We start from the raw sequence: 25,125 nt of genomic DNA on the forward strand, positions 1-25,125 counted from the left end.
TAATAAGTTAGTTTGAAGATATTCGAAATATCTTTCGGAAATTGGACTAACAAGTGAGGTGGATTTCATGATTCCTATTTTGGGACGCATCAATGAATTAAGTCGAAAACAACGAAGCAGCGTTGGCTTGACAAAAGCAGAACAAAGCGAGCAGCAGGAGCTTAGAAAACAATATTTACAGGCTATTCGAGGTCAGGTGCTGACAACCATGTTGGCAGTATCCGTTGTGGACCCACTGGGTCATGATGTGACCCCTGAGAAATTAACCAATGAAAAATTGCAGCGCCGAGAACAAGCCGGCCAATAGCATTCTTTTAATAAGACAGACCAAGGTAACATCTTGGTCTGTCTTTTTTCATTTTCTGTAAAGCATCCATCAGGAAAAAAGCACATTAAAAGAGGAAGGTACCATCCAATTAGGTATTTCGTACGAATTAACAAGCATGTTAGATATTTTTAGTTTTGATGACAATAAATCTACCGCGAACTTCAATTCATCCCCGATAACTCATATAATAACGCTAATATATTTCAGGAATACAAGGTGAAATGCAATTCTCCTCAATATAACTGACAACAAACTTACATCAAATAATCGAAAAAGAATAGTTCATATATGTATCTCGAAAGGGTTGATGAATCATGAGCCTGGAAGCTTTGAATGAACGTGTGAAGAATGATCTAGCTTATTTGTCATTTGGTGGCGCGAACTGGGTACGTCCAAGAGAACATGCGGATGGTCATGTCTATGATGTCGTCATTGTGGGTGGAGGCCAGAGTGGATTAGGGGCGGCATTTGGGCTTCTTCGTGAACGGATCTCCAATATTGTGGTCATTGACGAGAATACATCGGGGCTTGAAGGACCTTGGGAGACTTATGCGCGAATGGTTACTTTGCGTACACCCAAGCATCTGACTTCCATCGATCTGGGTATCCCCTCGTTAACCTTTCGCTCATGGTGTGAAGCACAGGTAGGGCCCGAAGGTTGGGAAGAAGTAGACAAGATCCCGCGTGGAGACTGGATGAATTATTTGCGCTGGTATCGGGAAATATTGAATCTGCCTGTGCTTAATGAGGTGAAATTGACACTGGTTGAGCCAACAGAGGACGGTATACATCGACTTCATGTGAACAAGGCAGGAACTCAGATGGATGTCATACTTGCTCGTAAAGTAGTGTTTGCTACAGGAATACAAGGGGGCGGAGAGTGGCATGTACCTTCCATGATTGCCGATAGATTACCTCGGGAGCTGTATGCCCACACGTCTGAAGCGATTGATTTTGAACGACTAAAAGGTAAACGGGTTTCTGTGCTTGGCGGCGGTGCTTCTGCTTTTGATAATGCCAGTTATGCGCTTGCCACGGGTGTGGCCGAAGCTCATGTATTTGTACGGCGGGAACAGCTGCCTAGTGTTAATCCTATTCGTCAGATGGAACAATCCGGTATGATCGAGCGATACCACGCTCTTCCGGTTGCTGATAAATATGAAGTGATCTCTCATTTCTTCAAATTCAATCAACCGCCTACCAACGATACGTTTAATCGTGCGGCAGCCTGGCCTGGATTCGAACTGCATTTGAACTCGCCCTGGCTGAGTGTAGAAGCAACGAACCAAGGCGCGATTGTGCATACGGCCCAGGGAGCGTTTACGTTTGATTTTCTGATTATTAGCACAGGTCTGCTTAGTGATCCGGCACTTCGGCCTGAACTCAGACTTATAGAGTCGCATATCGCGCGTTGGGAGGACTGTTATCAGGCTCCAGCAGAGCATCGCAATGCCTTGCTGGATGCACATCCATACCTAAGTTCGGGGTTTGCACTGACCAGCAGAAGTGAGCAGGGTGAGGAGCAGTTGCATGGATTGTTTGTATTCAATTACTCTGCACTTGCCAGCTGTGGTCTGTCCGCATCAGCAATATCGGGGACCAAGAGTGCAGTTCCGAAGCTGGTCTCTGCAATAGCGGATCAGTTGTTCCTCGATGATCGGGAGGTTATTTTGCAACAATTCTATGCTTATGAAGAACAGGAATTTACGGCTACGTGGGTGAAAAGTGGTGCCCTTGGCTGAGTACATGCACTCCATAAGTTTGTGAACGTGTGGCATCTGATGCTGCACGTTTTTTTGTTTTTTATATGATGAAGGTTACACTTGTCTTTAATTTGTTGTAAAATGTCGGTTGGAACATGTTAAAGGCAGGGATAATAGATGAATGAAATGAACTATGAGCAATTTAGAGCCCATTTGAAGAAAGTGTCGCGTAAACGAAATGTACCTTTGATTAAGATCGTTGCATTTCAAGAGAAATACATGAAGATTGAAGAAGTTCAGTTTTACGATGTGGAACAAAATCATATGAGTGTTCAGGCTTGCAATACGTTGTGGATGCATCTGGAGAATAAATCTTTCCGTAATATGGTGTCCCAACATTTGCATTTTTATAGAGATATGGAGAACCTGGGTCGGCATTCCTTTGAGAATCTGATCAAAGAACTATATGATACGTCTGTTCCAGTACTACTCGATTACAATCCCGCTCATTATTACACTTCGGGGCAACTCGCTGAAATTCTGGTAATGGACGAGGAGCGGCTAATTGAACAATTGGAGATGGGCCGCTTCAAGGGTGCTTTTATTAATGAAGATGGCAAATGGCTTAAACCCAAACCGGATACAATGGTTGTAGAGTCATAAACGCCGTACATTTCCAATGAAAAGCAAAATCCTGCAACGTCGCGCATCAAGCGCTGGAGGTTGCAGGATTTTTAATGGAGATATGAAGGCCACGAAATACCAACTTTAAGAAAATGAACTAAATAACTTCGTTCGTTTGCTCGTTAAATACTCAAGTGTTGCGGCGAACCGTAAATCCATCTTTACACCGATTGGGGGAGCCGGGGATTGAGACGGTACCTCTTCCTTGAATCATGATCCCTTTTTGAGAGGTACGAAAAGCAGGAGATTGTCCGTTCAGGCGGCACATGTTGAAGGTTACGGGAGTAAGCCGTGCCATGGAGGCGATGGAGCTTCCTACAGTGGGTGCTTCAACAATCCACTCCGCAGAAGATTGCGGCCCCGAATAATACTGAATGGTGCGAAAAGTCCAGCCCAGCGTTAGATTAGAGAGAGTGATGCACCAGGTTTTGCGCGTTAATTTGGCGATGACTGCTCGAATACGATGACCAGGGGAAACAGGATGTGGAATGATGGTTTCCGCCTCAGGCAGGATCTCCCACCAGGCATAATAGCTGGGCTTGCCTTGAATCCAGTCGTGACCTGTTCCGGTCTGAATGAGACTACTGTTCTCGAAGCCATCAATTCCAATCCATGCGGATGAATACGAGTTGCGTGTGCCAGGTAGAACATAGGGGACAGTCCATTCGGCTGAGATGCGGCGGTATTGGTTCTGTGTTCCTGTACGAGCGTAGCCACTCCAGTTGGAGGAGATCCACCCAAAGCGAGGAGAGGAATCTTTCTTTTTCTGATGCAGGGCACAGGGTTTTCGCCGTTTGTGTGGACGATCTGTCATCAGGTCACCACCTTGGATAAAATAGGGACTAGATTATCAGATGCGTGTTCAGGAGCCTGCGGAAGGGACAATTGGACAAGAAAATAAGTCGAAAGATGCGGGTTTTTGAAGGTTTTTAAATTATTTTGAATGAAAGTGGTTGTTTTTTGAGGGATTTATGATACTATAGAAGCAGTTGGAGGAATGAAGATGCTGACTGAAGAACGATATGCTGCAATTATAGAGCGCTTACATTTACAGGGAATTGTGAAGTTACAAGAGCTTGTTGATGTGCTTGGTGCTTCTGAATCAACGATTAGACGTGATTTGATTGATCTGGAGAGTCGTCAGATGCTCAAACGCATCCACGGCGGTGCCGCACTGGTGAATGAAAAAACGCTAGAACCGGGCATGGAGGAAAAAACGTTCAAAAACATTCAACAGAAAACAACGATTGCCCGTTTGGCTGCACAGGAGATCGAAAATGGCGAATGCATCTATCTGGATGCAGGAACGACAACGTTAGCCATGATTCCCTTTATTGAAGCAAAGGACGTAACGGTTGTTACCAACGGACTTTCACATGTTGAGGCATTGGTAAGCAAACGTATTCGTAGTTACTTGCTAGGAGGTATGATGAAAATTCATACGAAAGCAGTCATCGGCAGTATCGCATTACAGAACATGGATAACTTCCGTTTTGATAAATGTTTTCTTGGGAGCAATGGAGTGGACCCCGAAATGGGGTATACAACACCTGATCCGGAGGAAGCCTTGATTAAAAGGCGGGCACATCAATTGTCGGGAAAATCTTATGTGCTGGCTGATTCCAGCAAAATAGGGGAAATTACTTTTGCCAAATTGTTTGATTTGGAGGAGGCCGATTTGATTACCGAGCAGATGCCAGAACACTGGCGGCCTGGAATCGCCCAGAAAACTAAAATAATTGAGGGATAACGATGATATATACGATAACACTTAACCCGTCCATTGATTACATCGTGGAAGTGGATGAGCTGAAGCTTGGCGGATTGAATCGAATGAATCGGGATTTGAAGCTCCCGGGTGGCAAAGGCATTAATGTTTCTCGCATACTGAATCAACTTGGAGCAGATAACACGGCCATTGGTTTCCTTGGTGGATTCACGGGACGTTTCATTAATGACAAGTTGCAAGAAGATAACATCCGGACAGACTTTGTCACGATCGCAGACGATACTCGCATTAACATCAAGCTGAAGCATGGAGAAGAGACAGAGATTAATGGTCTTGGACCTGCAATAAGTGAAGAAGAGGCAGAACAGTTGCTACACAAATTGTCTTCATTGCAAAAAGGAGATATTGTCATTCTCTCCGGAAGCGTACCACCTTCACTTGGAACGGACTTCTATGATCGTCTCATTAAAGTGTGCAAGCAAACGGGTGCCGAATTCGTAATTGACACAACTGGACCTGCACTAATGGAAGCTCTTGTACATGAACCATTGCTGGTGAAGCCGAATCATCATGAACTGGCTGAACTGTTCGGTGTAACCATTGAGACTCGTGAGGAACTGGTGTTATACGGGCGTAAGTTGCTTGAAGCCGGTGCCAAACATGTGTTGATCTCCATGGCAGGCGAAGGTGCACTGTTCATTACCAAAGCGGAAGTTCATCATGCGAGTGTACCAAAAGGGACTGTGAAAAACTCCGTTGGTGCCGGAGACTCCATGATTGGCGGATTCGTAGGTACCTATGTACAGAGCGGAGATCTGCTGGAGGCTTTTCGCACAGGGGTAGCATCTGGAAGCGCAACTGCGTTCTCGGATGATCTGGCAACACGCGAATTGATTGATGAGTTGCGCAATCAAGTAACCATTACGACGATCTAGTATAACGGTCATATAGAAGTGTTTCACTGTAATTGTAATGTAGTGAGGCCTGCACATCGCAGGCCGATAGAACTTAAGGGAGTGTACCAAGATGAGAATAACAGACTTGATGATCCAGGAAACGATGATCATGGACCTGCAAGCAACTACCAAAGATGAGGCTATTGATGAACTAATTGCAAGCCTGAACCGAAGCGGACGTATTAATGATCCTGTCCTGTTCAAGGAAATGATCTATAAAAGAGAAGCTGAATCCAGCACGGGTATCGGTGGCGGAATTGCGATGCCACATGCCAAAACAACAGCGGTGAACGAACCAACGGTTGTATTTGCCAAGAGTAGAAAAGGACTTGATTTTGAAGCGTTGGATGATCAGCCAGCTCATGTGTTCTTCATGATTGCGGCTCCAGAAGGCGCAGGTAATACCCATTTGCGTACGCTTGCAGCTCTTTCCAGGTTGTTGATTGATAGCGATTTCATCTCACAATTGATGAATACAGATACACCTGCAGAAGTGAGTGCATTGTTTGATGCCAAACAGGCGGAAGCAGCTGAGAAGGAAGCAGCCAAAGAGAAAGCAAAAGCTGAAAAAGCAGCGAATGCCGCATCAGGCTCTACTAGCATTCAGCAACAAAATACTTCTGGTGTGATTGTAGGTAATGCAAATTCGGAAGATTTTGTTGTTGCGGTTACAGCCTGTCCAACAGGTATAGCTCATACATTTATGGCTGAAGACGCACTTAAAAAGAAAGCTCAAGAAATGGGCGTCAATATTCGCGTAGAGACGAACGGCTCCGAAGGAGCACAAAATGTTTTGACGGCTGATGAAATTGCCCGTGCCAAAGGGGTTATCGTTGCTGCAGACAAAAATGTGGAGATGGCACGTTTCGATGGCAAACCGGTATTGCAAAGACCAGTGAGCGATGGAATCCGTAAATCCGAAGAGCTGATTCGCAAGGCTGTTAACGGTGATGCACCGATCTATCGCAGCCAAGGCGGAAATGCCAAGGAAGAGGGCGCAAGCACTGGCAAGATTAGTGTAGGTAGCAAAATCTATAAAGATCTGATGAATGGTATCTCGCATATGCTGCCATTCGTTGTAGGTGGCGGTATCCTGCTAGCAATCTCCTTCTTGTTCGAACAGCTTGCTAGCCCTGAGAATCCGATTGTGCAACTGCTTCAAACGATCGGTGGCGGAACAGGTGCGTTCCACTTCCTGATTCCGGTACTTGCCGGATTTATCGCGATGAGTATTGGTGATCGCCCGGCCCTGATGCCTGGTATGGTCGGTGGATTGATGGCAGTTAACTCAAACGCCGGTTTCCTTGGTGGTTTGGCTGCCGGTTTCCTGGCTGGTTATGTAGTTATTGGTCTCCGTAAGTTGTTCAAAGGATTGCCAAAAGCGATTGATGGCTTGAAACCAATCTTGCTGTATCCGGTATTTGGTTTGCTGATCGTAGGTGCCATCAGTTTCTATGTCTTTGATCCAATCTTTGGTTCCCTGAACACATGGCTTGTAGATGCACTGGGTAATCTGGGTACAGGTAATGCGGTATTGTTGGGCTTGCTGCTTGGCGGTATGATGTCCATCGATATGGGTGGACCGTTCAACAAAGCGGCTTACACATTCGCTATTGGGGTATTCACATCCAGTGGTAACACAGACGGTGCATGGATGGCAGCGGTTATGGCAGGCGGTATGGTGCCTCCTCTGGCGATTGCACTTGCAACAACATTCTTCAAATCCAAATTTACAGAGCAAGAACGCAAATCAGGCCTGACTAACTATGTACTTGGATTCTCTTTCATTACAGAAGGTGCAATTCCATTTGCTGCGGCTGATCCATTGCGTGTATTGACTTCTTGTATTCTGGGTTCCGCTGTTGCTGGCGGATTGACACAACTGTGGAGCATTAATGTACCAGCTCCGCACGGCGGAATCTTTGTTGCAGCACTGGCGAACCACGCACTATTGTTCCTGCTCGCTGTTGCGATTGGTGCTGTAATCTCTGGTCTTATTCTGGGACTGTGGAAGAAGTCACCGACGCTCGTGAAATAACAAATATAAGAAACATCTCCTGGGTGAGTTTCACTTGGGGGATGTTTTTTATTTCGACTTGTGTAAAATGCTTATTTAACTTTTATATTAATACGTGGTAAAATAAAGTTAAATTATGAAACATAGTTTCGTCTAATGAAACTTGTACGGAGGGATTGGAATGTCTGATGTAATCAAGAGCCAGGTACAGAAGCAGTTTGCGAAAAATGCAGGTAAATACGTGACGAGTTCGGGGCATGCCAAAGGTGAGGATCTCGCGTTGCTCGTGGCTTCATCTCAAGCCACTTCGGATATGAACGTGCTGGATATCGCCACTGGGGGAGGGCATGTCGCCAACGCTCTGGCTCCGCTTGTTCAGCGGGTAACCGCTCTGGATTTAACGGAGGAAATGCTGCGGGTGGCTGAACAATTTATACAGGGCAATGGACACCGTAATGTAGATTTTGTTGCCGGAGATGCAGAGAAGCTGCCTTTCGATGATGATTTCTTTGACCTCGTCACTTGCCGAATTGCTGCTCACCATTTTCCGGACATTTCTTCTTTTGTCTCTGAGGCACTACGCGTCATGAAGCCTGGTGGAAGGTTGTTATTAATTGACAACGTGGCTCCTGAACGCGACGAGAATGACCAGTTTTACAATGAAGTGGAGAAGTGCCGAGATGCAAGCCATGTTCGGGCATGGCGCAAGACGGAATGGATTCATATGCTGGAGTATGCCGGATTCCGAATGGAAACGATGCTTTCCTTCCAGAAACGCTTTAAGTTTGAAGAGTGGTGTAACCGTGCAGCACTGCCCGAGCAGGAGAGGGAGGAACTTGAAGTAAGCATGTTGAGTGCACCTTCCATCATCCGAAAATTTTTCAACTTCGAAGTGACAGAACACGGGAAGCTCGTCAGCTTCCAAGGAGAAAGTGTGTATATTCAGGCGATTAAACCTATGCATATCTGATTAGGTAAGGCAACCCATTTAGATGAGCGGTTTAGGAAAGAGTAAATGGATGTATACCAATAAAAAATAAAACAGGCAGATTACCTTGGATAGGGTAGATCTGCTTGTTTAATTTGCCTATTTAAAGATCGAAACGACGGTTCAGACGGTCCCTTTTCTTCACACGTGTCACTTCCTATTTCAGCACTCATGATAGAGATACATACTAAATTAAACGACAGGCCATTTTACTTTACGCAAGGCATCGAGCAACTCAGGAGGTGCATTCAGATTGTCGCGGACTAGATCCCGCGGGGTTAACGCCATCCACTGATTCAGTGAAACATCCTCAAAGCGATCACTCCGAAATATCTCTAAAAACCATAAGGTATCTGTACCAGTATTCTGTATATAGTGTCCCATTGCGACGGGAACATATCCGACATCTCCAGCCCGATAATCAAAGGTACGAGCAACACCATTTCCACCAAAGACGGTCATTCTTCCTTGTCCTGTCAGATAGTATTGCCATTCATCCGCATTGGGATGCCAGTGCAGTTCTCGCATGGCGCCAGGTCGGATCTCCACGAGTGCGGCTGCAACGGTAGTCGAGATGGGGAAGTTGGTGGAGTCTACGATCCGCACGCTTCCGCCAGGTGTGATGAGCGGTTCCTGGGCCAGCAAACGGTGTTTGAAAGTGAGAGGAACGGTGCCGTATGGAGACTGAATTTCCTGGCTCTCGATGGAACCCGGAACGGTATCTTGGAAAATGTAGACCTGTTCCTTCGGCATTGACTGAAAAGCGGATTCGGGCACGCCGAAATTGACAGACAATACTTCTGGTGGTGTATGGGCAAACCAGTCTGATATGGATAATGTATTCAGATCGGAGAAGGAGCCATCATCGAACACGAGCAGAAATTCACAACCATCCTCCAGTCCTTGAATGGAATGGGGCAGACCTTTGGGGAAAAACCAGAGATCACCAGGCCCGACATCGGCAATAAAATTACGTCCGTTCTGATCTACCGAGGTGATTCTTGCCGTTCCCCAGATCATATAGGCCCATTCGGATTGCTGATGCCAATGTAGCTCCCGTACACCACCGGGCGTCAGACTCATGTTCACACCAGCCAGTGTAGTGGCAACAGGGAGGTCCCGCACGGTGATTTCACGTGACCACCCGCCATGGTTCAATTGCATATGGGTATCGGAAAAAGACATTCTCAGATTGGGCAATAACCCGTTATCGGTAGCTGGAGGTACCAGCATATCGGGGTTTTGTATATCTCTCACGACGTCTCTGGGTCCCAGATCAGGTCCTCCAGCGCCATCACTGCGAATGGGTTGCGGAATGATGAATGGTTTTTCGTTTGGTTGTTGTCCTTTGGTCATTGAGTGATCCCTCCAGATTCAGTAGCATGTCACACACGACATTGTATCGTTATGTTTACACCTATGAATCAGGGCCTGGATAATATGAAGGACAAACGACAAAAAAGACATGACCGCAAGTGGTCACGTCTATTTACGTATGTGAGAAGGTCGAACAATCTATGAATCCAATGATCCAATCAATTGAAGGTACTTATTACTTGCTTGCACTCCATCATGGTTAAGATGGAGTGGTTGTGGTCTTTCCAGACTGCATTGTATGAAAACGCTGCTCATAGATCTCATTTACTCGATGTAGAACGGCAGGACCTTGCTCTGTGAAACGAAGTGCTTTCGCTTTATTTTTAACTAGAAACGCACCGGATTCGTGTCCGGTTGAGGATACGGCAGCATTGTAGAGCAATGAAGCACCATGACTTGGATGAGGAAAGAACCATTTCATGACGGGTTTGATGTAGAAGGGTAACCCGGATTTTTTGTTGCCCCGTAGCGTGTTATTTCCACCGGGATCTACGCTTAGCATTTGTATGCCATCCGCTTTGGCAGACTTGGCAACCTCGCGTGTCCATAGAGATAGGCCGAGCTTCGAAGTGGCATAGGGACCAAACAGTTTTTTGAATTCAGCTGGACGTTCCAGGATGTTTAGATCAAATTGTTTGACCATATTAAACGCGGTGGTGGAAGTATTAACGACTGTTTTCATCTGTCCTTTGAGCAACAGTTCAACTACTTCCATGTAGATGATGTATGGGACAACCGTCTGAAGTTCAAAGTGCATTTCATGTCCCTGGTCAGAGAAACGGAGTTCGGCAGCGCTGCCTCCGGCGTTGTTAAACAAAACATCAATTGAATTGGTATCGGATTTAATCTGATTCAGTGCCATTCTCAGACTGTCGTAGTTGGTCAGGTTAGCCTGAACCCAACGGAGTTGACCCGAACGTAATGCGTTCTGAATTTCAGTATCGTCGGTAGGGAAAGCGGAACGGTTGAGACCGATCACCTGCCATCCTTCAGTTAGTAATCTGCGGGTCAGTTCGAGACCAATTCCTGACGTTGAACCTGTGATGAGAGCGGTGCGAAGTTGATTTTGTATATTCATACATACCTCCAGATAGAATGGGATTACAGAACGAATCTGTATGCTGCGCTCATTCTATAACTTAGAGTCGACTCCAAGTCAAGAGGGTAAAATGGAACGAATCATGCTTGACTTGGAGCTGACTCCAAGTTGTAATATGGAGAGAGATGAATGCGGAGGAGGGCCATAGGATGAGCCAGAATGAAGTGTTCTCCATTAAAGAAACGTCGGACCAGGCCGGATTATCGGAAGATACGATTCGTTATTATGAGAAAATCGGACTGCTTCCCCGAGCTGAACGCAAGGCCAATCGCCATCGGGTATACCGCCCGGGGGATATTCATACGATGAAGTTGATCACTTGCCTGAAAAAAACTGGCATGTCTCTGGAGGAAATGAAGCCATATCTACAGATGTCCATGGAATCGGATCTCGCAGATTTCCCGGAGGAGCGGGAGATGCTGGTGAACCATCGAAAGAAAGTTGAAGCACAGATTGCTTCGCTACAGCAGGTGGTTGATTTTATCGACGAGAAGTTGGATAAACGAAGTATGTATCCTGATGAATGCCCTATTACCGGGGAGAACCAGATATCTGTTTTTGAAAAACAGATCCTATTCTCTTGATGGCGCTGCTGCCTATTTGAATCTGAAAACCCACGTCATGATGACGCGGGTCTTTTTGTTGTTTCTAGTTTTTAATATCGAGTGTAAGACGAAGTCGTTTGATATCGCTTTTGGGAGGGAGACCATACATGCGTGCATACTCCCGGCTGAATTGAGACGGACTTTCATAGCCAACCTGGAACGCAGCATCGGCGGCATCAGTTGAACCTGCGAGCAGCATTCGCCGGGCTTCATGCAATCGAATCTGTTTCTGGAATTGCAAAGGGCTCATGGCGGTAATGGCTTTGAAATGATGATGTAATGAGGAAGAACTCATGTTGATCATGGCAGCAAGTTGCTCAATCCGAAGTGGCTTAGCGTAATCGGATTGGATGACTTCGATCACCTCGGCGATGTGCTGTGCATGACTGTCCTGAATAGCAAACTGCTTGATGGAATGTCCGTGTTCATCATGAATAATACGATATAGAATTTCGCGGATAAACATAGGGGCAAGGACGGGAATGTCTTCAGGTGTATCCAGCAGCCGAACCAATCGGATCACGGCTTCAAGAAGGGAAGGTTTGGTTGAGCTAACAAACAGTCCTCTTCGTGTTGAATGATCAGGTTTGGGTTGTGCAGAAGGCGTATCCTGAATCAGATCGAAAATCTGCCCTGAATCAAAATCCAGTCGCATACATAGATAGGGATGTCCGGTTGTAGCTTTTACAACCTGCCCTGAAATAGGCAAGTTTACGGAAGCTACCAAATATTGCGACAGGTCGTAGGTGTAGCTCTCGAGGCCGAGTACAACTAATTTGGAACCTTGGGCGACAATGCAGAGGGCAGGCTGATGAACGGAATATATGGGTTGTGAGATCTCGGAGGCACGGATTAAGGCAAGCGCAGGAATTGCTGTTGGGTGTATCCCGTCATTTGGGGCGAAGTGCTCGATAAGTTGGGCCAATTGTTGCTGCTGCTCTGTGATGACCGTATCTGTTTCATTTGTTTTAATGAGCATGAATTGCATCCCCCTTGTAAACCACTATTACTACTATTTTAAACGTGCTGGAGAAATAGGCAAGAATACTGTGGGATTTTTCTATCGTACAACGACTGAACCTCTACATAATGGAGATAAGCAGCTGAATCTTTTGAAGCAGAGAGGAGGGAGAAACAATGGAGCGCAATTCAATGGGCGACAAACAAGAACCTAAAGACTTGTATGTTGGAATGTGGGTCACGAAGGATGGATATATCAGACACGAACTTCTTCCTTGCGGCAGATATGATGAAGCGAGAGGAGATCGGCAAAGTGCATATCAGGGTCGCTATGTTGTTCATGGGAAGCATATAGAATACGTGGATGATACCTGATTTACAGCTGATGGAGACTTCAGGGATGGCGTTTTGTATCATGCAGGCATGGTTTTGTATAGAGAAAATGTACAATAACAACGGAATAAGGAGCGATTTAATATGTCCAATGTAAAAGGGAAAGTTGTTGTCATTACCGGCGCGAGTAGCGGAATTGGTGAGTCAACAGCTCGATTGCTTGCACAGCATGGAGCACATGTAGTTATTGGAGCTAGACGTATGGAACGTCTGGAGGCATTGGCCTCCTCCATTCGTTTGGAAGGAGGATCGATAGAGTATCATTCACTGGATGTTACCAGATTGGAAGAGATGCAAACGATCGTTGACCTCGCTCAAACTCGCTATGGACATATCGATGTTATTTTAAATAACGCTGGAGTTATGCCGCTATCTCCCCTTGAATCGTTAAAAGTAGATGAGTGGAATCGCATGATAGATGTTAACATTCGTGGTGTTCTGCATGGCATTGCGGCTGGACTACCCGTCATGAAAAAGCAGGGTTTCGGCCAGTTTATTAATATCGCCTCTATTGGAGCCTATGCTGTTTCACCAACGGCAGCGGTGTATTGTGCAACCAAATACGCGGTCCGCGCCATCTCGGAAGGGTTGCGACAGGAAGTAGGCGGAGATATCCGTGTAACCCTTGTATCACCGGGCGTGACGGAATCGGAACTCGCGGATACGATTTCTGATGAAGAAGCACGTGATCTCATGAAAGAGTATCGGCGCATATCCATTCCCGCCTCGGCGATTGCGCAAAGTATCTTGTTCGCCATTAGCCAGCCGGCAGAGGTGGACGTAAATGAGATTGTAGTGAGACCGACAGCAAGCATGGCTTAAGTTCGGATCCTCTTTTGGTATATAATAGATTCAATTGATACGAAAAGAGGAGTTCAACCTTGACCCTACAACAATTAAAATATGTAATTGAAGTTGCCACACGTGGCTCGATGAATGAAGCAGCCAAAAGGTTGTTTATCTCGCAACCCAGCCTTTCGAATGCGATTCGGGATCTGGAGCAGGAGTTGCGAATTACTATTTTTGAACGTACCAATAAGGGAATATCTCTGTCTAAAGAAGGCGTTGAGTTTCTGAGTTATGCACGTCAGGTGGTAGAACAAGCTGAATTGCTGGAGAATCGTTATCTGAACGCCAAGCCATCCCCGCAACACTTCTCCGTATCGACGCAGCACTATGCATTTGCGGTGAATGCCTTTGTTCGTCTGGTACAGCAGTATGGTCAGGATGAATACGAGTTGGCGCTTCGGGAGACAAAGACCTACGAGATTATTCAGGACGTGAAAAGCCTGCGTAGTGAAATTGGCATCCTGTATTTGAATGAGTTCAATGCCAAGGTGATTAACAAATTGTTAAAAGATGCGGGATTGGTCTTCACAAGCCTGTTCACAGCCAAGCCCCATATCTTTATCAGTGTGAAGAACCCGCTGGCGAAGCAAGAGTCGGTTGCAATCGAGCAACTGCAGGATTATCCGTACTTGTCATTTGATCAGGGAGAGTACAATTCCTTTCACTTTTCCGAAGAGATCCTAAGTACGTTATCTCACCCCAAAAGCATACAGGTCAATGACCGCGCAACATTGTTTAACCTGTTGATTGGTCTGAATGGTTATACGATCTCTACCGGTGTACTTAGCGCTGATCTGAACGGAGACGAGATAATTCCTGTACCGCTGGAATGTGAGGAATCCATTAATGTAGGGTGGATAAGCCACAAGAGTACTTCTCTCTCTAATCTGGGTGTAGCATATGTCCAGGCTCTGCATGAGGCCATAGGGTCTTAGAAGTGTTAAATGGTTCATCAAAAGGCCGTTTCCGAATGAGTTGGAACGGTTTTTTTGTTGTACTATGATCTTTAAAGTATAGGGTGGTATGTTGTCATCCCGTGTAATAGAATGAAGGTATATGTCGAATGTGTGCAAGAGATCGAAGGGAGAACGGTTAGTGAGAGTTCTGTATCGGAATAAAAGTGAACAGCATGAGCTGACGGTATATGATACCAAAAGGCTTTATGGAGAGAAGGGACGGTTTCGTGTATTAGAATTCTCCAACGCAGCTGTGCAGGGCGCAATGGATCTGGATGAGCCTGCCCGTATGGTGCTGGAGTATCCCAGAGCGATGGTGCATCTAATGGAGCGGAATGATCCTGAATTTGATACCGTATTTGTGGTGGGACATGGTATTGGCACATTGCCAACCTACTTGTCTGATCGTCAGGTCAAGGTGGCTGAGCTTGACGCAGAAGTCGCAGAGTTGAGCGAAACCTTTTTTGGATATGAGGGAAGCCCTGTGCTCATTGGAGATGGTCGTGAATTATTAGGTCAGGAACCCGCTGGGACATATGATTATATTATTATCGATGCCTTTACGGCAACGGGTACACCCGAGCAGTTTATATCCAGTGATTTTTTTGCCATGGTCAAGGACAAGCTGGACTCGGATGGAGCTGTGATCCTTAACGTGTTCGGGCGTGCGGGCAATGATCGGCTTGTCAATGCGATCTATACGACACTTCAGGCACAGTTTGCCTATACACGTGCATTTGCATTACCTACAGAAACAGCGGATGAAGTTCAAAATCGCATTTTAATGGGTAGTCATCACCCGATCGAATTTCAGGTTCGTCAGATGGCAGGGTTTGTTGAACAAGAGCCAGAAGAAGGATATATCATTGTCGATTAGGGCGATTCTGAACAGTGATTCTTCCAGGGAAAGTAAAATGTCATTAAATCGTCAATCTTACGATGTAATTGTTAAGACTTCATAAACTCTTTATTTGATCTTAACAACTTTCGTATAAGATAGAGGGAATATGCCTTTTCATGAAAATCCGGGGGAAGTTATAAAATGATCGCAGAGAACAGAACATCCAGATTACGAAGAAAAATCAAAAATATCAAGAAGATCAGTCTTACGGCTTTGCTCGGCGGGTTGGTCACCATTTCAGTTTTAATGACGTTGACCATCATGGTTATCTCATCTTATACATCTCAGAAACAGTCACTCATTGATAACACCCTGTCGCTAAATTATGCGAGCGCAGTGCAGATGAGCCAAACGCTGGATTCGCTTTTTTATTCCATGCAGGACAGCTTGAAATATGCAGCCAAGTATTTCCCGGAGATGGACTACTCTGATACGGAGCAGTTGAATTCCACCTTAGATTTGATCCGGAATAGCAGCAATTTTTTTAATTCTGTCGCTCTGGTGGATGAAACGGGAGTAGTCAGGTCCATATCCCCCTATTCACAGGCCAGCGTAGGTCAGCATGTTAGTTCTGATGCAGCAAAAGCAGCGATTAAATCCAGGGCTTCGTATATCTCCGAAGCGTATCAGACGCCAAGAACGAAGCGCCGAATTGTATTTGTCAGTGAACCGATCTTTGATTCGGCAGGAGCGTACCAAGGGACGATCGGTGGAAATATTTTTTTGCAGGAAGATAATATCTTGAGTCTCTCCTTTGGGAGTCAGCTCAAGACAAGCAATGGTTCCTACTTTTTTATTGTAGATCAGAAGGGCACCTTGTTATTTCATCCGAACACGAATCGAATTGGTGAAAATGTAAGTAAAAATGAAGTAGTGCAGAAGCTGCTACAAGACGAGACGGGGAAAGAACAATACAAAAATCTGGCAGGTGTGGATTCACTTGCGGGTTATTACAAAGTCCCCTCAACAGACTGGGGCGTCGTGATCGTGTCTCCGACCCAAACGGTGTATGATCAGTTGAATCATCATATCCGTATGTTGTTGCTGTACACTTCAGTGCCTTTCCTGATTCTGACCCTTATTGTGGTGCGGGTTGCACGCAAGCTGGCCAGTCCTTTTGTTATGCTGGCTGATTTGGTGAATCAGGTTGATAAAGGACAAGTGGAGCTGCCTGTGATGAAGCCTCACTGGAACAGAGAGGCGGATCTTCTCACCCGAACAGTGGTTGGCGCGATGGCGAACTTTAGGAAACAGACGAACCAGCTAGCCTATGACGCCAGAACAGATGTCTTAACAGGCATGAACAATCGTAGAACCTTCGAAGAGGTTATCCAAGATTGGATTCAGAACGAAGTTCCATTCTCCATTATTGTTTTGGATATTGACCGCTTCAAATCCATTAATGATACATTCGGGCATCATGCAGGGGATGAAGTGCTGAAACACATTGCCAATATCATTCAATTGTCTGTTCGACCAGAAGATGTCTGCGCTCGGTTTGGTGGAGAGGAATTTGTAGTCTTGTTAAGGAATTCCGAGTCCAACGTGGCTTTTGAGATTGCTGAACGTATCCGTATAACGGTTGAGGAAAGTAATTTGCCTATAGATCGTTCCGTCACTATCTCGGCTGGGATTGCTGAATATCCGAAGCACTCCACAACAGCGACAGAATTGTTTCACTTGGCAGATAATGCACTGTATCAAGCGAAGGAAGAGGGGCGTAATCGTACGGTTACGATCCAGACGGTTATCAAATAAGCTAAGAAGCTGATCCCTAGGAACAAGGGACAGCTTCTTTTGTCTTGTATACGTCTGGCGAAACATCCGAGGTTCGTAGTGATAAAACGGTATATTATAGCAATAGCAGGGCGTCGAGGGAATAAGCCCCGGCACCAGCAAGAGCAACACCAAGTAACGATCCAAGCATCACAAGGTTATATTCGAATCCTCCATTCAGATTCCATAGTCCTTTGTCTGCGTGCACTTTGACGATCGCTATGATCATCGTAATCATGAGCAGAACGGCACCAATGATTATCCATAGACCGGCTCCAAACAGGAATCCACCGATCAATTCAGCAAGTCCGGCACACACGGCCATGCTCCTAGCAGGTTTCAGACCCACTGCCTCGAAGAATTCAGCTGTCCCTGATACACCCTCGCCACCAAACCAGCCAAACAGTTTCTTGCATGCATGTCCGACCATAATGATACCAATTACGAGACGAATGATGAGTAGGCCTGTGTCCAACATATGATTATTTCCTCTTCTCTGGATGAATAAAATGGTGAACGTAAATACGTCACTTCAGTGACGACAGAATAGAGTCGCATAGCGCCATCGTTCCAATATTATCCTTGGCGCTGGAATGTGGGACAGACTGATTCTGGCAACATTCGATGAAATGAGCCATTTCACCAACGAACCCACGCAGATAAAGGTCTCGATAAGCTCCAGACATGGGAGAGCCAGAAGGGGTAAAGACAGTATCTTGCTCTTCAAGAGATTTCCAGGGAAGGCTGTCCGAGTTGCGGGATTGATGAACAGTAAGTGTGTTGATCTCATCAGCTGACGCAAATCCGTTATCAAAGGTGACGAGCACACTTTCGCTCTCTCTTGACCATGCACTCATGCCGGTAAAGTACGCACTGCCCACGACGTTATTTTCGAATAAAATTGAAATACTCTGGTTAATATGTTCCCGGTCCTTCACGGTTGTGCCTGTAACCCGCACGGCTTCTCCGAACAAGAAACGCATCAGATCGACCATATGAATGGCAGCGAGCTTCATGAATTGTTCCTCATCCTTGCAAAATGGAGTACTGTCAACAGCGAACTTCATCTGGAATGAACGTACCTTACCTAGCGAACCGGCATCAATGAGTTCCTTGAGCTTCATATATACCGGAGCATAACGTTTCATAAATCCGACCATGACTATGACACCAGCCTTTTCGGCAGCTTCTGCTACAGTGGCGGCTTCCGCTGCGTTCCATCCGAGCGGCTTATCCACGTATACATTCTTGCCAGCCCGAATACATTCAAGGACAAGGGTGGTCTGATCTACAGGCTGTGCAACCACAACGACTCCGTCACAAGTTTCCTGCTGTAACATAAGCTGAGCATTGTCATACGCTTTTCCGTTGCTGCCAAAACGCAGCAGAGCTGCTTCAGAACGTTCGGTGCTGCGAGTGGCAATGGCCTGAATCTGCGCTCCGGCTTCAACAACAGAAGGATATATATTCGTGGATGCATGAAACCCTGCACCGATAAAGCACAGATGGGTTGTTTTCAAGGTGGATCTCTCCTTCATTTTTGCATTCTTATGGATGGTATATTTGTTGTTTAATGCTACGATAGGGTGTTTGAAGTTGATAAAAAAGGACATATGTCCTATTCATGAATAAAGAAAAAAGAAGTTGCATTTTTATTTTGGAGCATGTATACTCTGAATTACGGTAAAACAAGGAATTGCTTCACCGGAACGCTTTTCATCGATGGATGAGGAGATACATATTATGCGGTCGTGGCGGAATTGGCAGACGCGCACGGTTCAGGTCCGTGTGGGCTAACCCCCGTGGAGGTTCGAGTCCTCTCGACCGCATCTAACAAAAAAAGGTTCGTGAGTTGCTCTAGGGCAATTCACGAACCTTTTTCTGTGGATCATTAGTGTGAATCCGGCATTTTGCTGCTAGCATTCTCATGTTGCCGCTGGCGCAGAATGACTGCCGTGATGATCCCGGCAATGGCTCCTGCAATACCGAATAGCGTAACACTGGCAACCACTTCGAGCGACTGGAGACGAAACAAAAATGCTACACCACTGCCAAAAGTGGTTCCAGCGAGAAATCCGAGCGAAATTCCTAATTCTTTGGTTAATTTCATCGATTCACCTACTTGGAAATGTGAGATATGGATTTGCAAATATTGGGTACAGGCAGTAAAGTGTGATCAGGAAAATCATCACATTTTATTTCCTTTTTTCATTTTGTGGTTTTAACCAGGTAATTATGCATGATATTTCATATGGGAGGGTAAGAGCGAATGATTATGAACGAACGAATTGCAGCGTGGAATGAGGAAGCACAGGAGTGCACTTGCGGCCATCAACACCGAGTGGTGGATATGCTGATTCATCTGGAAGCTGGGGCCATTCAGAGGTTACCAGGTTATTTGTCTGAGCGAGAATACGGTCGGGTGACGGTTGTTTATGATCGACATACATTACGGGCCGCTGGATCTGATGTCCTGAGCAGTATACAGGAAGCGGGAATTCATGTGGATGAGATCGTTCTGCCGGAGAATCGTACGGGTGATATCGTTGCGGATGAAGCGGCTATTGTACAGGTCATGTTGGGTGTGAATCTGGAAAGTCAGGCTGTGATCGCCGTGGGTTCAGGTACCATCCATGATCTGGTGCGATTTGTATGTTCAAAAATGAACAAGCCTTTTCTGTCCATACCGACAGCGGCTTCAGTGGATGGGTTTACCTCTGCAGGTGCACCCTTAATTGTAAGCGGAATCAAACAGACATTTCAGGCTGTTCCGCCTGAGGCCATCTTTGCCGATATGAATATCCTGGAGCAAGCTCCCCAAGTGATGACGGCTGCCGGATTCGGAGATATGCTTGGCAAATATACATCCCTTGCAGACTGGATTGTTTCTCGTGATCTGGGCGGGGAACCGTTCTGTCCAGTCGCTTATCGGATGACAGAAGAAGCACTGAACAGCTGTATAGACCATGTTCAAGCGATTGCTGAAGGACGAGCTGAGGGAGTAGCTGTATTAATGGATGCGCTGATCGTTTCGGGCATCTCCATGCTGATCATTGACCATTCTCGTCCAGCATCTGGAGGTGAGCACCACCTGTCTCATATCTTGGAGATGGATCTGATGCAAGCGGGTGACAGACCGGTTCTGCATGGTGCCAAAGTTGGCGTAGCTTGTGCATTACTTACTATAAAATATAAAGAACTTGCACAGACATCGGGCGAACCCGTGTTTGGGATATATGACCATTTGCCGGAGCCTTCTCAGCTTATCGAATGGTTGGAACAAGTAGGCGGACCTGTGACTCCTGAACAACTCGGTGTAACCCCAGAGATGGTGGAGCATGCGTTCACAACAGCGCATACGCTTCGTCCTCGATATACCGGATTGAAATATATTAATGAAGTGTTGAACACAAGGTAAGGATGACTTTCATGAAGAACGGTCTTCTTGAGTTGTATAAGCTTAGCTTGTAGAGCACTGTAATGGCTCTGGTTGGAAGCAAAAGGCGAAGAAGGGTAGATTATCTGACATTACCGCCAGAAGAGCCAGGAGAGCACTTCAGGTTCGGTAGAGAAGGGATGCAGTTTATTTAAAAAGGCTCTGGCCTCCTTAAGGGAGAGCAGAGCCTTTTGGTTGTTCGCTTATTTAGTTGTTGCGACGATCTTTCAAGATGACATCTGCGAACAAAATAGTTTTCGGGATGCGGAAAAATTGCTCCGCTTGTTCCTGAAACGCAGCAGAAGGCAGCGTTCCCTGATGCAGCCATTTGCGGAAAGTGCCGGGATGAACCCCGATCCAGTGGCTGACATCTGTCACCGACAAATCATGGACCATACACAAGCCTGTCAGAATACGGTTACTAACCGGAGAACGGGTCACTGTACGCTTCATGAAGCGAGATGACTCGGGTTGACATATGACAGGGCTATTGCGGACCACTTCTTCATTGAAGAGAATATGACGCGGGTAGCCGAGTAATTGGCAAGTCTTGTCCAAATTGGTACTGCCGGGTATCCGTCCTTCATACACCCACGCACTGACACTGCGTGAAGAGATGGAGAGGTCTTCAGCGAGCTGAGATAACTTGATATCATTGGCCATCAGCACGGCAAGAAGAACACGATTGCGGATTTGACAGCGTGTCGGTTTGCGGAATCGTTTAACACGGACACCTTTTCCCAAGTATTTACGGTTGATCAGAGACCACGCCTGGATGGAATGTTGTTCTGGTTGATTAGGCATATTTCCTCCGATTTTTTTTAACCAAATACTACAATAAACAACGGGGTACTTTCAAGTGCCGGGTTTACCGGTTACAAATGCGTCAATGCGTCAATTCACAATAAAGAGGGAACTACGAACTAGACCATGCGCAATTCACATCCTAGTATATTCCTAGATTACAATGTTTCACTAAAAATGAGGGAACAAATTGAACAGGAATAAAAATAATATAGTTCTAATTACTCATTTGTAGGTCTAAAGAACTTTTATCTATTTTTTGTTGATATGATGCGGTTTATTTCCCTGAATTCCCCAAAAACCTGTGATTTTCGTTACCCGGTTGCATAGAGGATGTGCACAAATCTGAAATGATAAATCCGCAAGTTCAGCATGACATGTGACCTGTCAAATCTCTTACTCTTACATATATTGTAGGGTACTCAAGTGTAAGGGAGAGGTGAGGAACGTGAATCTATCTGTGAATGCCTTTGCTGCTATCTCGGGAGCATTTGTTACGTTTGCTTTTGGCGGGTGGGATCAACTGCTGAGCCTGCTCGCGGTCGCAATGGCTGTGGATTATATCACAGGTTTGGCAGCGGCGGTAAGAACGGGTACAGGGTTGAATAGCAACATTGGGTTCTGGGGGATTGCTCGCAAAGGGCTCATGCTGACCGTTGTCTTGCTTGCCCACCGAATTGACCTGCTGATGGGAACCGATATTATCAAAGGCGGAGCCATTTATTTCTATCTGGTGAATGAACTGATTTCGATTACCGAGAATTATGCCAAAATCGGACTTCCATTGCCAGGGAAGCTCAGACAGGCCATTGCCGTGTTGAAGAAGCAGGAAGATCAGGAGTATCTGACGAATCGGGAATGGTCCAAACCGCAGCAAACCACGGACAGCATCAAGCCACAGTCTGAAACAGGACAAACTTCGCAGAATGAATCCACGAAACAGACGGAGGATGGATCTCAAGAGAAATCCGAACCGAAAGGAAACGGTTCGGATTAGTTTTTCATCTCAAGAGAACGTTTGCAAGTAACCTTTCGTAATAGAGGACGTTATGATATATTTTGGATACACGAAAATTCATTCATTTCTACTATTATACTAAACGAGGTGCTTGCTCAGATGATAAAACATATTGTCCTGTTCAAAATGAAAGATCGCTCAGCAGAAAGTATTGAAGCCGCTGCCCAGGTGCTTCGCAATCTGGATGGTAAAATTGATGTTCTGGTTTCACTTGAAATCGGGATTGATGTGCTTCGCTCGGAAAGATCATTCGACATTTCACTTACAGCGGAATTTGCATCACTGGAGGATCTTCAGGCGTACCAGGTGCACCCGCTCCATCAGGAAGTAATCAAGTATATGAATGAAGTCAGAGAACAGTCGATTGCAGTGGACTACGAAATCTAATCTGTCATTCACACTATGTTGAGATAAAGGGGACTCTGCATGAGCGATTTAAGAGACGTTATGGAATTTCTATATATTTTTATTGTGTTTCTGATTGCTTGTCCTGTGATGATATTCTGGCTTAAGCGAAGAGGTAAACGTAACCGATAACTCACTGAACGGGAAGTGGACGAATGTATTATGTGAACAGAGAACAGATTGCCCGCCGGCTTGCTGCTGTACCGGAAGTGGCCGAAGGGCTTCGCCGGGCAGCTCAGGCCTGGGATGGCAGTCTCATGCTGGGGATGGTACAGGAACGTTGTTTTCACCTGGCGATTGAAATTGTTACCGATGTGGGGAGTTATCTGATTGACGGCTTCATCATGAGAGATGCGAGCAGCTATGATGATATTATTCAGATTAATTATGAAGAAAAGGTTTTTGATAATGCGACCTATGAGGTATTGCGTCAGCTTGTCACGTTACGTAAGCCGCTGGTGCAGGATTATTACAGTTGGGAGCGGTCTGAGCTTCATCCGCTTAGCGTAGAGTTACCGGGTATACTTGAACATTTTACTACACAGGTTAGCGACTACGTGGAAAAAGAACTTGGTCCTTTCAATGCGGCACAGCCCGAGGGACAGCGTAAGGAATGAGGGAAATCGCATGACAAATGAATCAAAAGAATTCAATGAAGTAAATACTGAAAGCAAAGATACAAATGAAACACCTTCCGGATTCCATCCGGTATATATGGTTGAACTCTTGTTCCGGGAACGTCCGGAGGTGGATCGCCTGCGATTGCAGGAGGCGATGATTCGTCACACAGGACAAGTCCGACTGGATGTGAAACAAGGCGGCGCAGAGCAGGACCATGAAATGCTGGTCTTCTATCATCTGAACCACAAGGTATCTTTCCAGGAAGGAGATATCCCTGCACAGACCTGTATGCTTCCTGTCAATGAAATTGCAGAGCGTGCACGCTTTGGCGGAGCTTTGCAGCAAGCATGGCACTGGCCGGAAGCAGGACAAGCTGTAGAAGCTGCGCGTTACTCCATTCGGATACATGACATGTTCACAGCAGCCATGCCTCGCAAAGAGCGCCTGGAGCTGTTCCAGAAGACTGTACTGGCAACCATGGAAAGCTTATCTTGTGATGCGCTGTATTGGTACGGCAGTGATAAGTTGGTTGAACCGGAAGCATATGCGCAAGCACAGGAACGCGAGGAACATCTGTATGCGGCCATGAACGTTCGAATGTATCAGGCCGGAGGTACGGAGGAACAGCGTGAGTTGGTCATGGACACAGTAGGATTGTCTGCGCTGGGTGTGCCTGATGTACAGTGTCATTTCGTCGGTCTTGATCCGGATACGGTGGCCCAGACCTTACTGGGCGCAGCGTATTACATATTTGATCAGGGGGATGTTCTGCAGGATGGACAGACACTGGGTTCTTCCGGCGGACGTCGCTGGCGTTGTGAGCATCAAGCGGCACTGATTGCACCAGGACGCTATGTCGTTGATTTGCACCCTGGGGATGAGCATGCGGCGGCTGATCTGGAGCCGGCTCGTCAGACCTGAGTTTATGTGAAATGCTGAGAAAATACAGGTGCAAAGAGCACTTTCAGATTATTTTTAACATCTGGAGTGTCAAGTCAAGCCTGTGCTGCTTATAATGCATCAACAGAGTAGGCATTCGCCCGGATGGGTGAGCGACAGGCCGTTGCTTCTGATCCGGTACTTAAACGAAAGTAAAGGGAGAGATGTGACGTGAAGGATTCTAACAAAAGTTTGTTGTGGGGAGCTCTGATCGGCTCCGTGGTAGGTTCAGTAACGGCATTGTTGCTGGCACCGAAATCAGGTCGCGAGCTTCGCCAGGACATTACAGAAGGTGCTCGTCAGGTATCGGAGAAGGGTCAGGAACTAGCTGGCAAAGTAGGCGAACAAAGTTCACAGATCGTATCCAAGGTCAAAGAGACCGCAGATGTTGTGATTCAGGATATTCAATCCTGGCGGAACTGCGCTGAAGGCAAAGAAATCCGCATTTCCGCAGTCATTACAGAACCCGATACGGACAAAGCAGCAGATGAGTCGGGAATCGATATTGTAGCGAAGCTTCCTGTGGATGAGTCCAAGGACGACAACTAAGCTAAGCTTGGGATTGCAGGCTTTCCTCGATA

General features: G+C 46.1%; 25 protein-coding genes, 1 tRNA gene and 2 pseudogenes. 20 read left to right on the top strand and 8 right to left on the bottom strand.

Translation table 11 applies throughout. The features are described 5' to 3' along the window. Positions 1 to 67: 67 nt before the first annotated feature. The 3 genes from MHI06_RS09910 (at position 68) to MHI06_RS09920 (ending at position 2,694) form a co-directional block, all read left to right on the top strand. Positions 68 to 307, top strand: coding sequence for a DUF896 domain-containing protein (locus tag MHI06_RS09910; protein WP_017689452.1), 240 nt, complete (start codon positions 68 to 70; stop codon positions 305 to 307). Between the two features lie 335 nt (positions 308 to 642). Then, the gene (locus tag MHI06_RS09915) at positions 643 to 2,070 is read left to right on the top strand and encodes an NAD(P)-binding domain-containing protein (RefSeq protein WP_340401350.1); all 1,428 of its coding nucleotides are present in this window, start codon (positions 643 to 645) and stop codon (positions 2,068 to 2,070) included. A gap of 138 nt (positions 2,071 to 2,208) precedes the next feature. Further along, the gene (locus MHI06_RS09920) at positions 2,209 to 2,694 is read left to right on the top strand and encodes a hypothetical protein (protein ID WP_340401351.1); all 486 of its coding nucleotides are present in this window, start codon (positions 2,209 to 2,211) and stop codon (positions 2,692 to 2,694) included. Positions 2,695 to 2,845: 151 nt separating this feature from the next. Here MHI06_RS09920 and MHI06_RS09925 read toward each other — a convergent pair whose 3' ends face one another. Then, the gene (locus tag MHI06_RS09925) at positions 2,846 to 3,529 is read right to left on the bottom strand and encodes a G1 family glutamic endopeptidase (RefSeq protein WP_340401352.1); all 684 of its coding nucleotides are present in this window, start codon (positions 3,527 to 3,529) and stop codon (positions 2,846 to 2,848) included. Positions 3,530 to 3,718: 189 nt separating this feature from the next. Between MHI06_RS09925 and MHI06_RS09930 the strand changes: the two genes are divergently transcribed. The 4 genes from MHI06_RS09930 (at position 3,719) to MHI06_RS09945 (ending at position 8,387) form a co-directional block, all read left to right on the top strand. Continuing rightward, positions 3,719 to 4,465: a DeoR/GlpR family DNA-binding transcription regulator gene (locus MHI06_RS09930; RefSeq protein WP_017689448.1), complete on the top strand. Its 747-nt coding sequence runs from the start codon at positions 3,719 to 3,721 to the stop codon at positions 4,463 to 4,465. 2 nt (positions 4,466 to 4,467) lie between these two features. Further along, positions 4,468 to 5,379, top strand: a complete 912-nt coding sequence (gene pfkB, locus MHI06_RS09935; protein WP_340401353.1) for a 1-phosphofructokinase — start codon at positions 4,468 to 4,470, stop codon at positions 5,377 to 5,379. A 91-nt stretch (positions 5,380 to 5,470) separates the two neighbouring features. Then, positions 5,471 to 7,438 (top strand): fructose-specific PTS transporter subunit EIIC, encoded by a 1,968-nt coding sequence (locus tag MHI06_RS09940; RefSeq protein ID WP_340401354.1) that lies wholly within the window; start codon positions 5,471 to 5,473, stop codon positions 7,436 to 7,438. Positions 7,439 to 7,598: 160 nt separating this feature from the next. Beyond that, on the top strand, positions 7,599 to 8,387 hold the full coding sequence (locus MHI06_RS09945; protein ID WP_340401355.1) for a class I SAM-dependent methyltransferase: 789 nt from the start codon (positions 7,599 to 7,601) through the stop codon (positions 8,385 to 8,387). Positions 8,388 to 8,597: 210 nt separating this feature from the next. Here the strand turns inward: MHI06_RS09945 and MHI06_RS09950 are convergent, their stop codons facing one another. Both MHI06_RS09950 and MHI06_RS09955 read right to left on the bottom strand, forming a co-directional pair. After that, entirely contained in the window at positions 8,598 to 9,761 is a 1,164-nt protein-coding gene (locus tag MHI06_RS09950) for an oxalate decarboxylase family bicupin (protein ID WP_340401356.1), read from the bottom strand. 220 nt (positions 9,762 to 9,981) lie between these two features. Next, on the bottom strand, positions 9,982 to 10,860 hold the full coding sequence (locus MHI06_RS09955; protein ID WP_340401357.1) for an SDR family NAD(P)-dependent oxidoreductase: 879 nt from the start codon (positions 10,858 to 10,860) through the stop codon (positions 9,982 to 9,984). A 170-nt stretch (positions 10,861 to 11,030) separates the two neighbouring features. Here MHI06_RS09955 and MHI06_RS09960 point away from each other — a divergent pair, with 170 nt between their 5' ends. After that, positions 11,031 to 11,465, top strand: coding sequence for a MerR family transcriptional regulator (locus tag MHI06_RS09960; protein WP_340401358.1), 435 nt, complete (start codon positions 11,031 to 11,033; stop codon positions 11,463 to 11,465). Positions 11,466 to 11,529: 64 nt separating this feature from the next. Here MHI06_RS09960 and MHI06_RS09965 read toward each other — a convergent pair whose 3' ends face one another. Next, complete coding sequence (locus tag MHI06_RS09965; RefSeq protein WP_340401359.1) at positions 11,530 to 12,465, bottom strand: AraC family transcriptional regulator; 936 nt, start codon at positions 12,463 to 12,465, stop codon at positions 11,530 to 11,532. 158 nt (positions 12,466 to 12,623) lie between these two features. Between MHI06_RS09965 and MHI06_RS09970 the strand changes: the two are divergent. From MHI06_RS09970 to MHI06_RS09990, 5 genes and pseudogenes are all read left to right on the top strand, one after another. Further along, positions 12,624 to 12,899: pseudogene (locus tag MHI06_RS09970) on the top strand (Atu4866 domain-containing protein). A gap of 24 nt (positions 12,900 to 12,923) precedes the next feature. Next, a complete protein-coding gene (locus MHI06_RS09975; RefSeq protein WP_340401360.1) occupies positions 12,924 to 13,661 on the top strand; it encodes an SDR family oxidoreductase in 738 nt (245 codons plus the stop codon). A gap of 59 nt (positions 13,662 to 13,720) precedes the next feature. Continuing rightward, on the top strand, positions 13,721 to 14,623 hold the full coding sequence (locus MHI06_RS09980; RefSeq protein WP_017689438.1) for a LysR family transcriptional regulator: 903 nt from the start codon (positions 13,721 to 13,723) through the stop codon (positions 14,621 to 14,623). Between the two features lie 160 nt (positions 14,624 to 14,783). Further along, positions 14,784 to 15,521 (top strand): fused MFS/spermidine synthase, encoded by a 738-nt coding sequence (locus MHI06_RS09985; protein WP_340401361.1) that lies wholly within the window; start codon positions 14,784 to 14,786, stop codon positions 15,519 to 15,521. 165 nt (positions 15,522 to 15,686) lie between these two features. Then, on the top strand, positions 15,687 to 17,303 hold the full coding sequence (locus tag MHI06_RS09990; protein ID WP_340401362.1) for a sensor domain-containing diguanylate cyclase: 1,617 nt from the start codon (positions 15,687 to 15,689) through the stop codon (positions 17,301 to 17,303). A 94-nt stretch (positions 17,304 to 17,397) separates the two neighbouring features. Here MHI06_RS09990 and MHI06_RS09995 read toward each other — a convergent pair whose 3' ends face one another. Together MHI06_RS09995 and MHI06_RS10000 are read right to left on the bottom strand one after the other, a co-directional pair. After that, positions 17,398 to 17,799, bottom strand: coding sequence for a DoxX family protein (locus tag MHI06_RS09995; RefSeq protein WP_340401363.1), 402 nt, complete (start codon positions 17,797 to 17,799; stop codon positions 17,398 to 17,400). A 49-nt stretch (positions 17,800 to 17,848) separates the two neighbouring features. After that, a complete protein-coding gene (locus MHI06_RS10000; RefSeq protein ID WP_340401364.1) occupies positions 17,849 to 18,841 on the bottom strand; it encodes a Gfo/Idh/MocA family oxidoreductase in 993 nt (330 codons plus the stop codon). 225 nt (positions 18,842 to 19,066) lie between these two features. Here MHI06_RS10000 and MHI06_RS10005 point away from each other — a divergent pair. Next, positions 19,067 to 19,150 (top strand) — tRNA-Leu (locus MHI06_RS10005). A gap of 62 nt (positions 19,151 to 19,212) precedes the next feature. Here the strand turns inward: MHI06_RS10005 and MHI06_RS10010 are convergent. Next, a complete protein-coding gene (locus MHI06_RS10010) occupies positions 19,213 to 19,431 on the bottom strand; it encodes a hypothetical protein (protein ID WP_340401365.1) in 219 nt (72 codons plus the stop codon). A gap of 159 nt (positions 19,432 to 19,590) precedes the next feature. Here MHI06_RS10010 and MHI06_RS10015 point away from each other — a divergent pair, with 159 nt between their 5' ends. Next, complete coding sequence (locus MHI06_RS10015; protein ID WP_340401366.1) at positions 19,591 to 20,739, top strand: sn-glycerol-1-phosphate dehydrogenase; 1,149 nt, start codon at positions 19,591 to 19,593, stop codon at positions 20,737 to 20,739. 225 nt (positions 20,740 to 20,964) lie between these two features. Here MHI06_RS10015 and MHI06_RS10020 read toward each other — a convergent pair whose 3' ends face one another. After that, entirely contained in the window at positions 20,965 to 21,561 is a 597-nt protein-coding gene (locus MHI06_RS10020) for a helix-turn-helix transcriptional regulator (RefSeq protein ID WP_017689431.1), read from the bottom strand. A 448-nt stretch (positions 21,562 to 22,009) separates the two neighbouring features. Between MHI06_RS10020 and MHI06_RS10025 the strand changes: the two are divergent. The 5 genes and pseudogenes from MHI06_RS10025 to MHI06_RS10045 all read left to right on the top strand — a co-directional run. Beyond that, positions 22,010 to 22,393 (top strand): annotated as a pseudogene (locus MHI06_RS10025) (phage holin family protein); the annotation flags it as partial. A gap of 285 nt (positions 22,394 to 22,678) precedes the next feature. After that, the gene (locus MHI06_RS10030) at positions 22,679 to 22,966 is read left to right on the top strand and encodes a Dabb family protein (protein ID WP_264929710.1); all 288 of its coding nucleotides are present in this window, start codon (positions 22,679 to 22,681) and stop codon (positions 22,964 to 22,966) included. 173 nt (positions 22,967 to 23,139) lie between these two features. Beyond that, positions 23,140 to 23,601, top strand: a complete 462-nt coding sequence (locus MHI06_RS10035; RefSeq protein ID WP_340401367.1) for a HepT-like ribonuclease domain-containing protein — start codon at positions 23,140 to 23,142, stop codon at positions 23,599 to 23,601. A gap of 10 nt (positions 23,602 to 23,611) precedes the next feature. After that, positions 23,612 to 24,526, top strand: coding sequence for a DUF4261 domain-containing protein (locus tag MHI06_RS10040; RefSeq protein WP_340401368.1), 915 nt, complete (start codon positions 23,612 to 23,614; stop codon positions 24,524 to 24,526). Positions 24,527 to 24,715: 189 nt separating this feature from the next. After that, positions 24,716 to 25,093: a YtxH domain-containing protein gene (locus tag MHI06_RS10045; protein WP_340401369.1), complete on the top strand. Its 378-nt coding sequence runs from the start codon at positions 24,716 to 24,718 to the stop codon at positions 25,091 to 25,093. Positions 25,094 to 25,125 lie beyond the last annotated feature (32 nt).

The sequence above is a fragment of the Paenibacillus sp. FSL H8-0079 genome, assembly GCF_037991315.1.
GTDB lineage: Bacteria > Bacillota > Bacilli > Paenibacillales > Paenibacillaceae > Paenibacillus.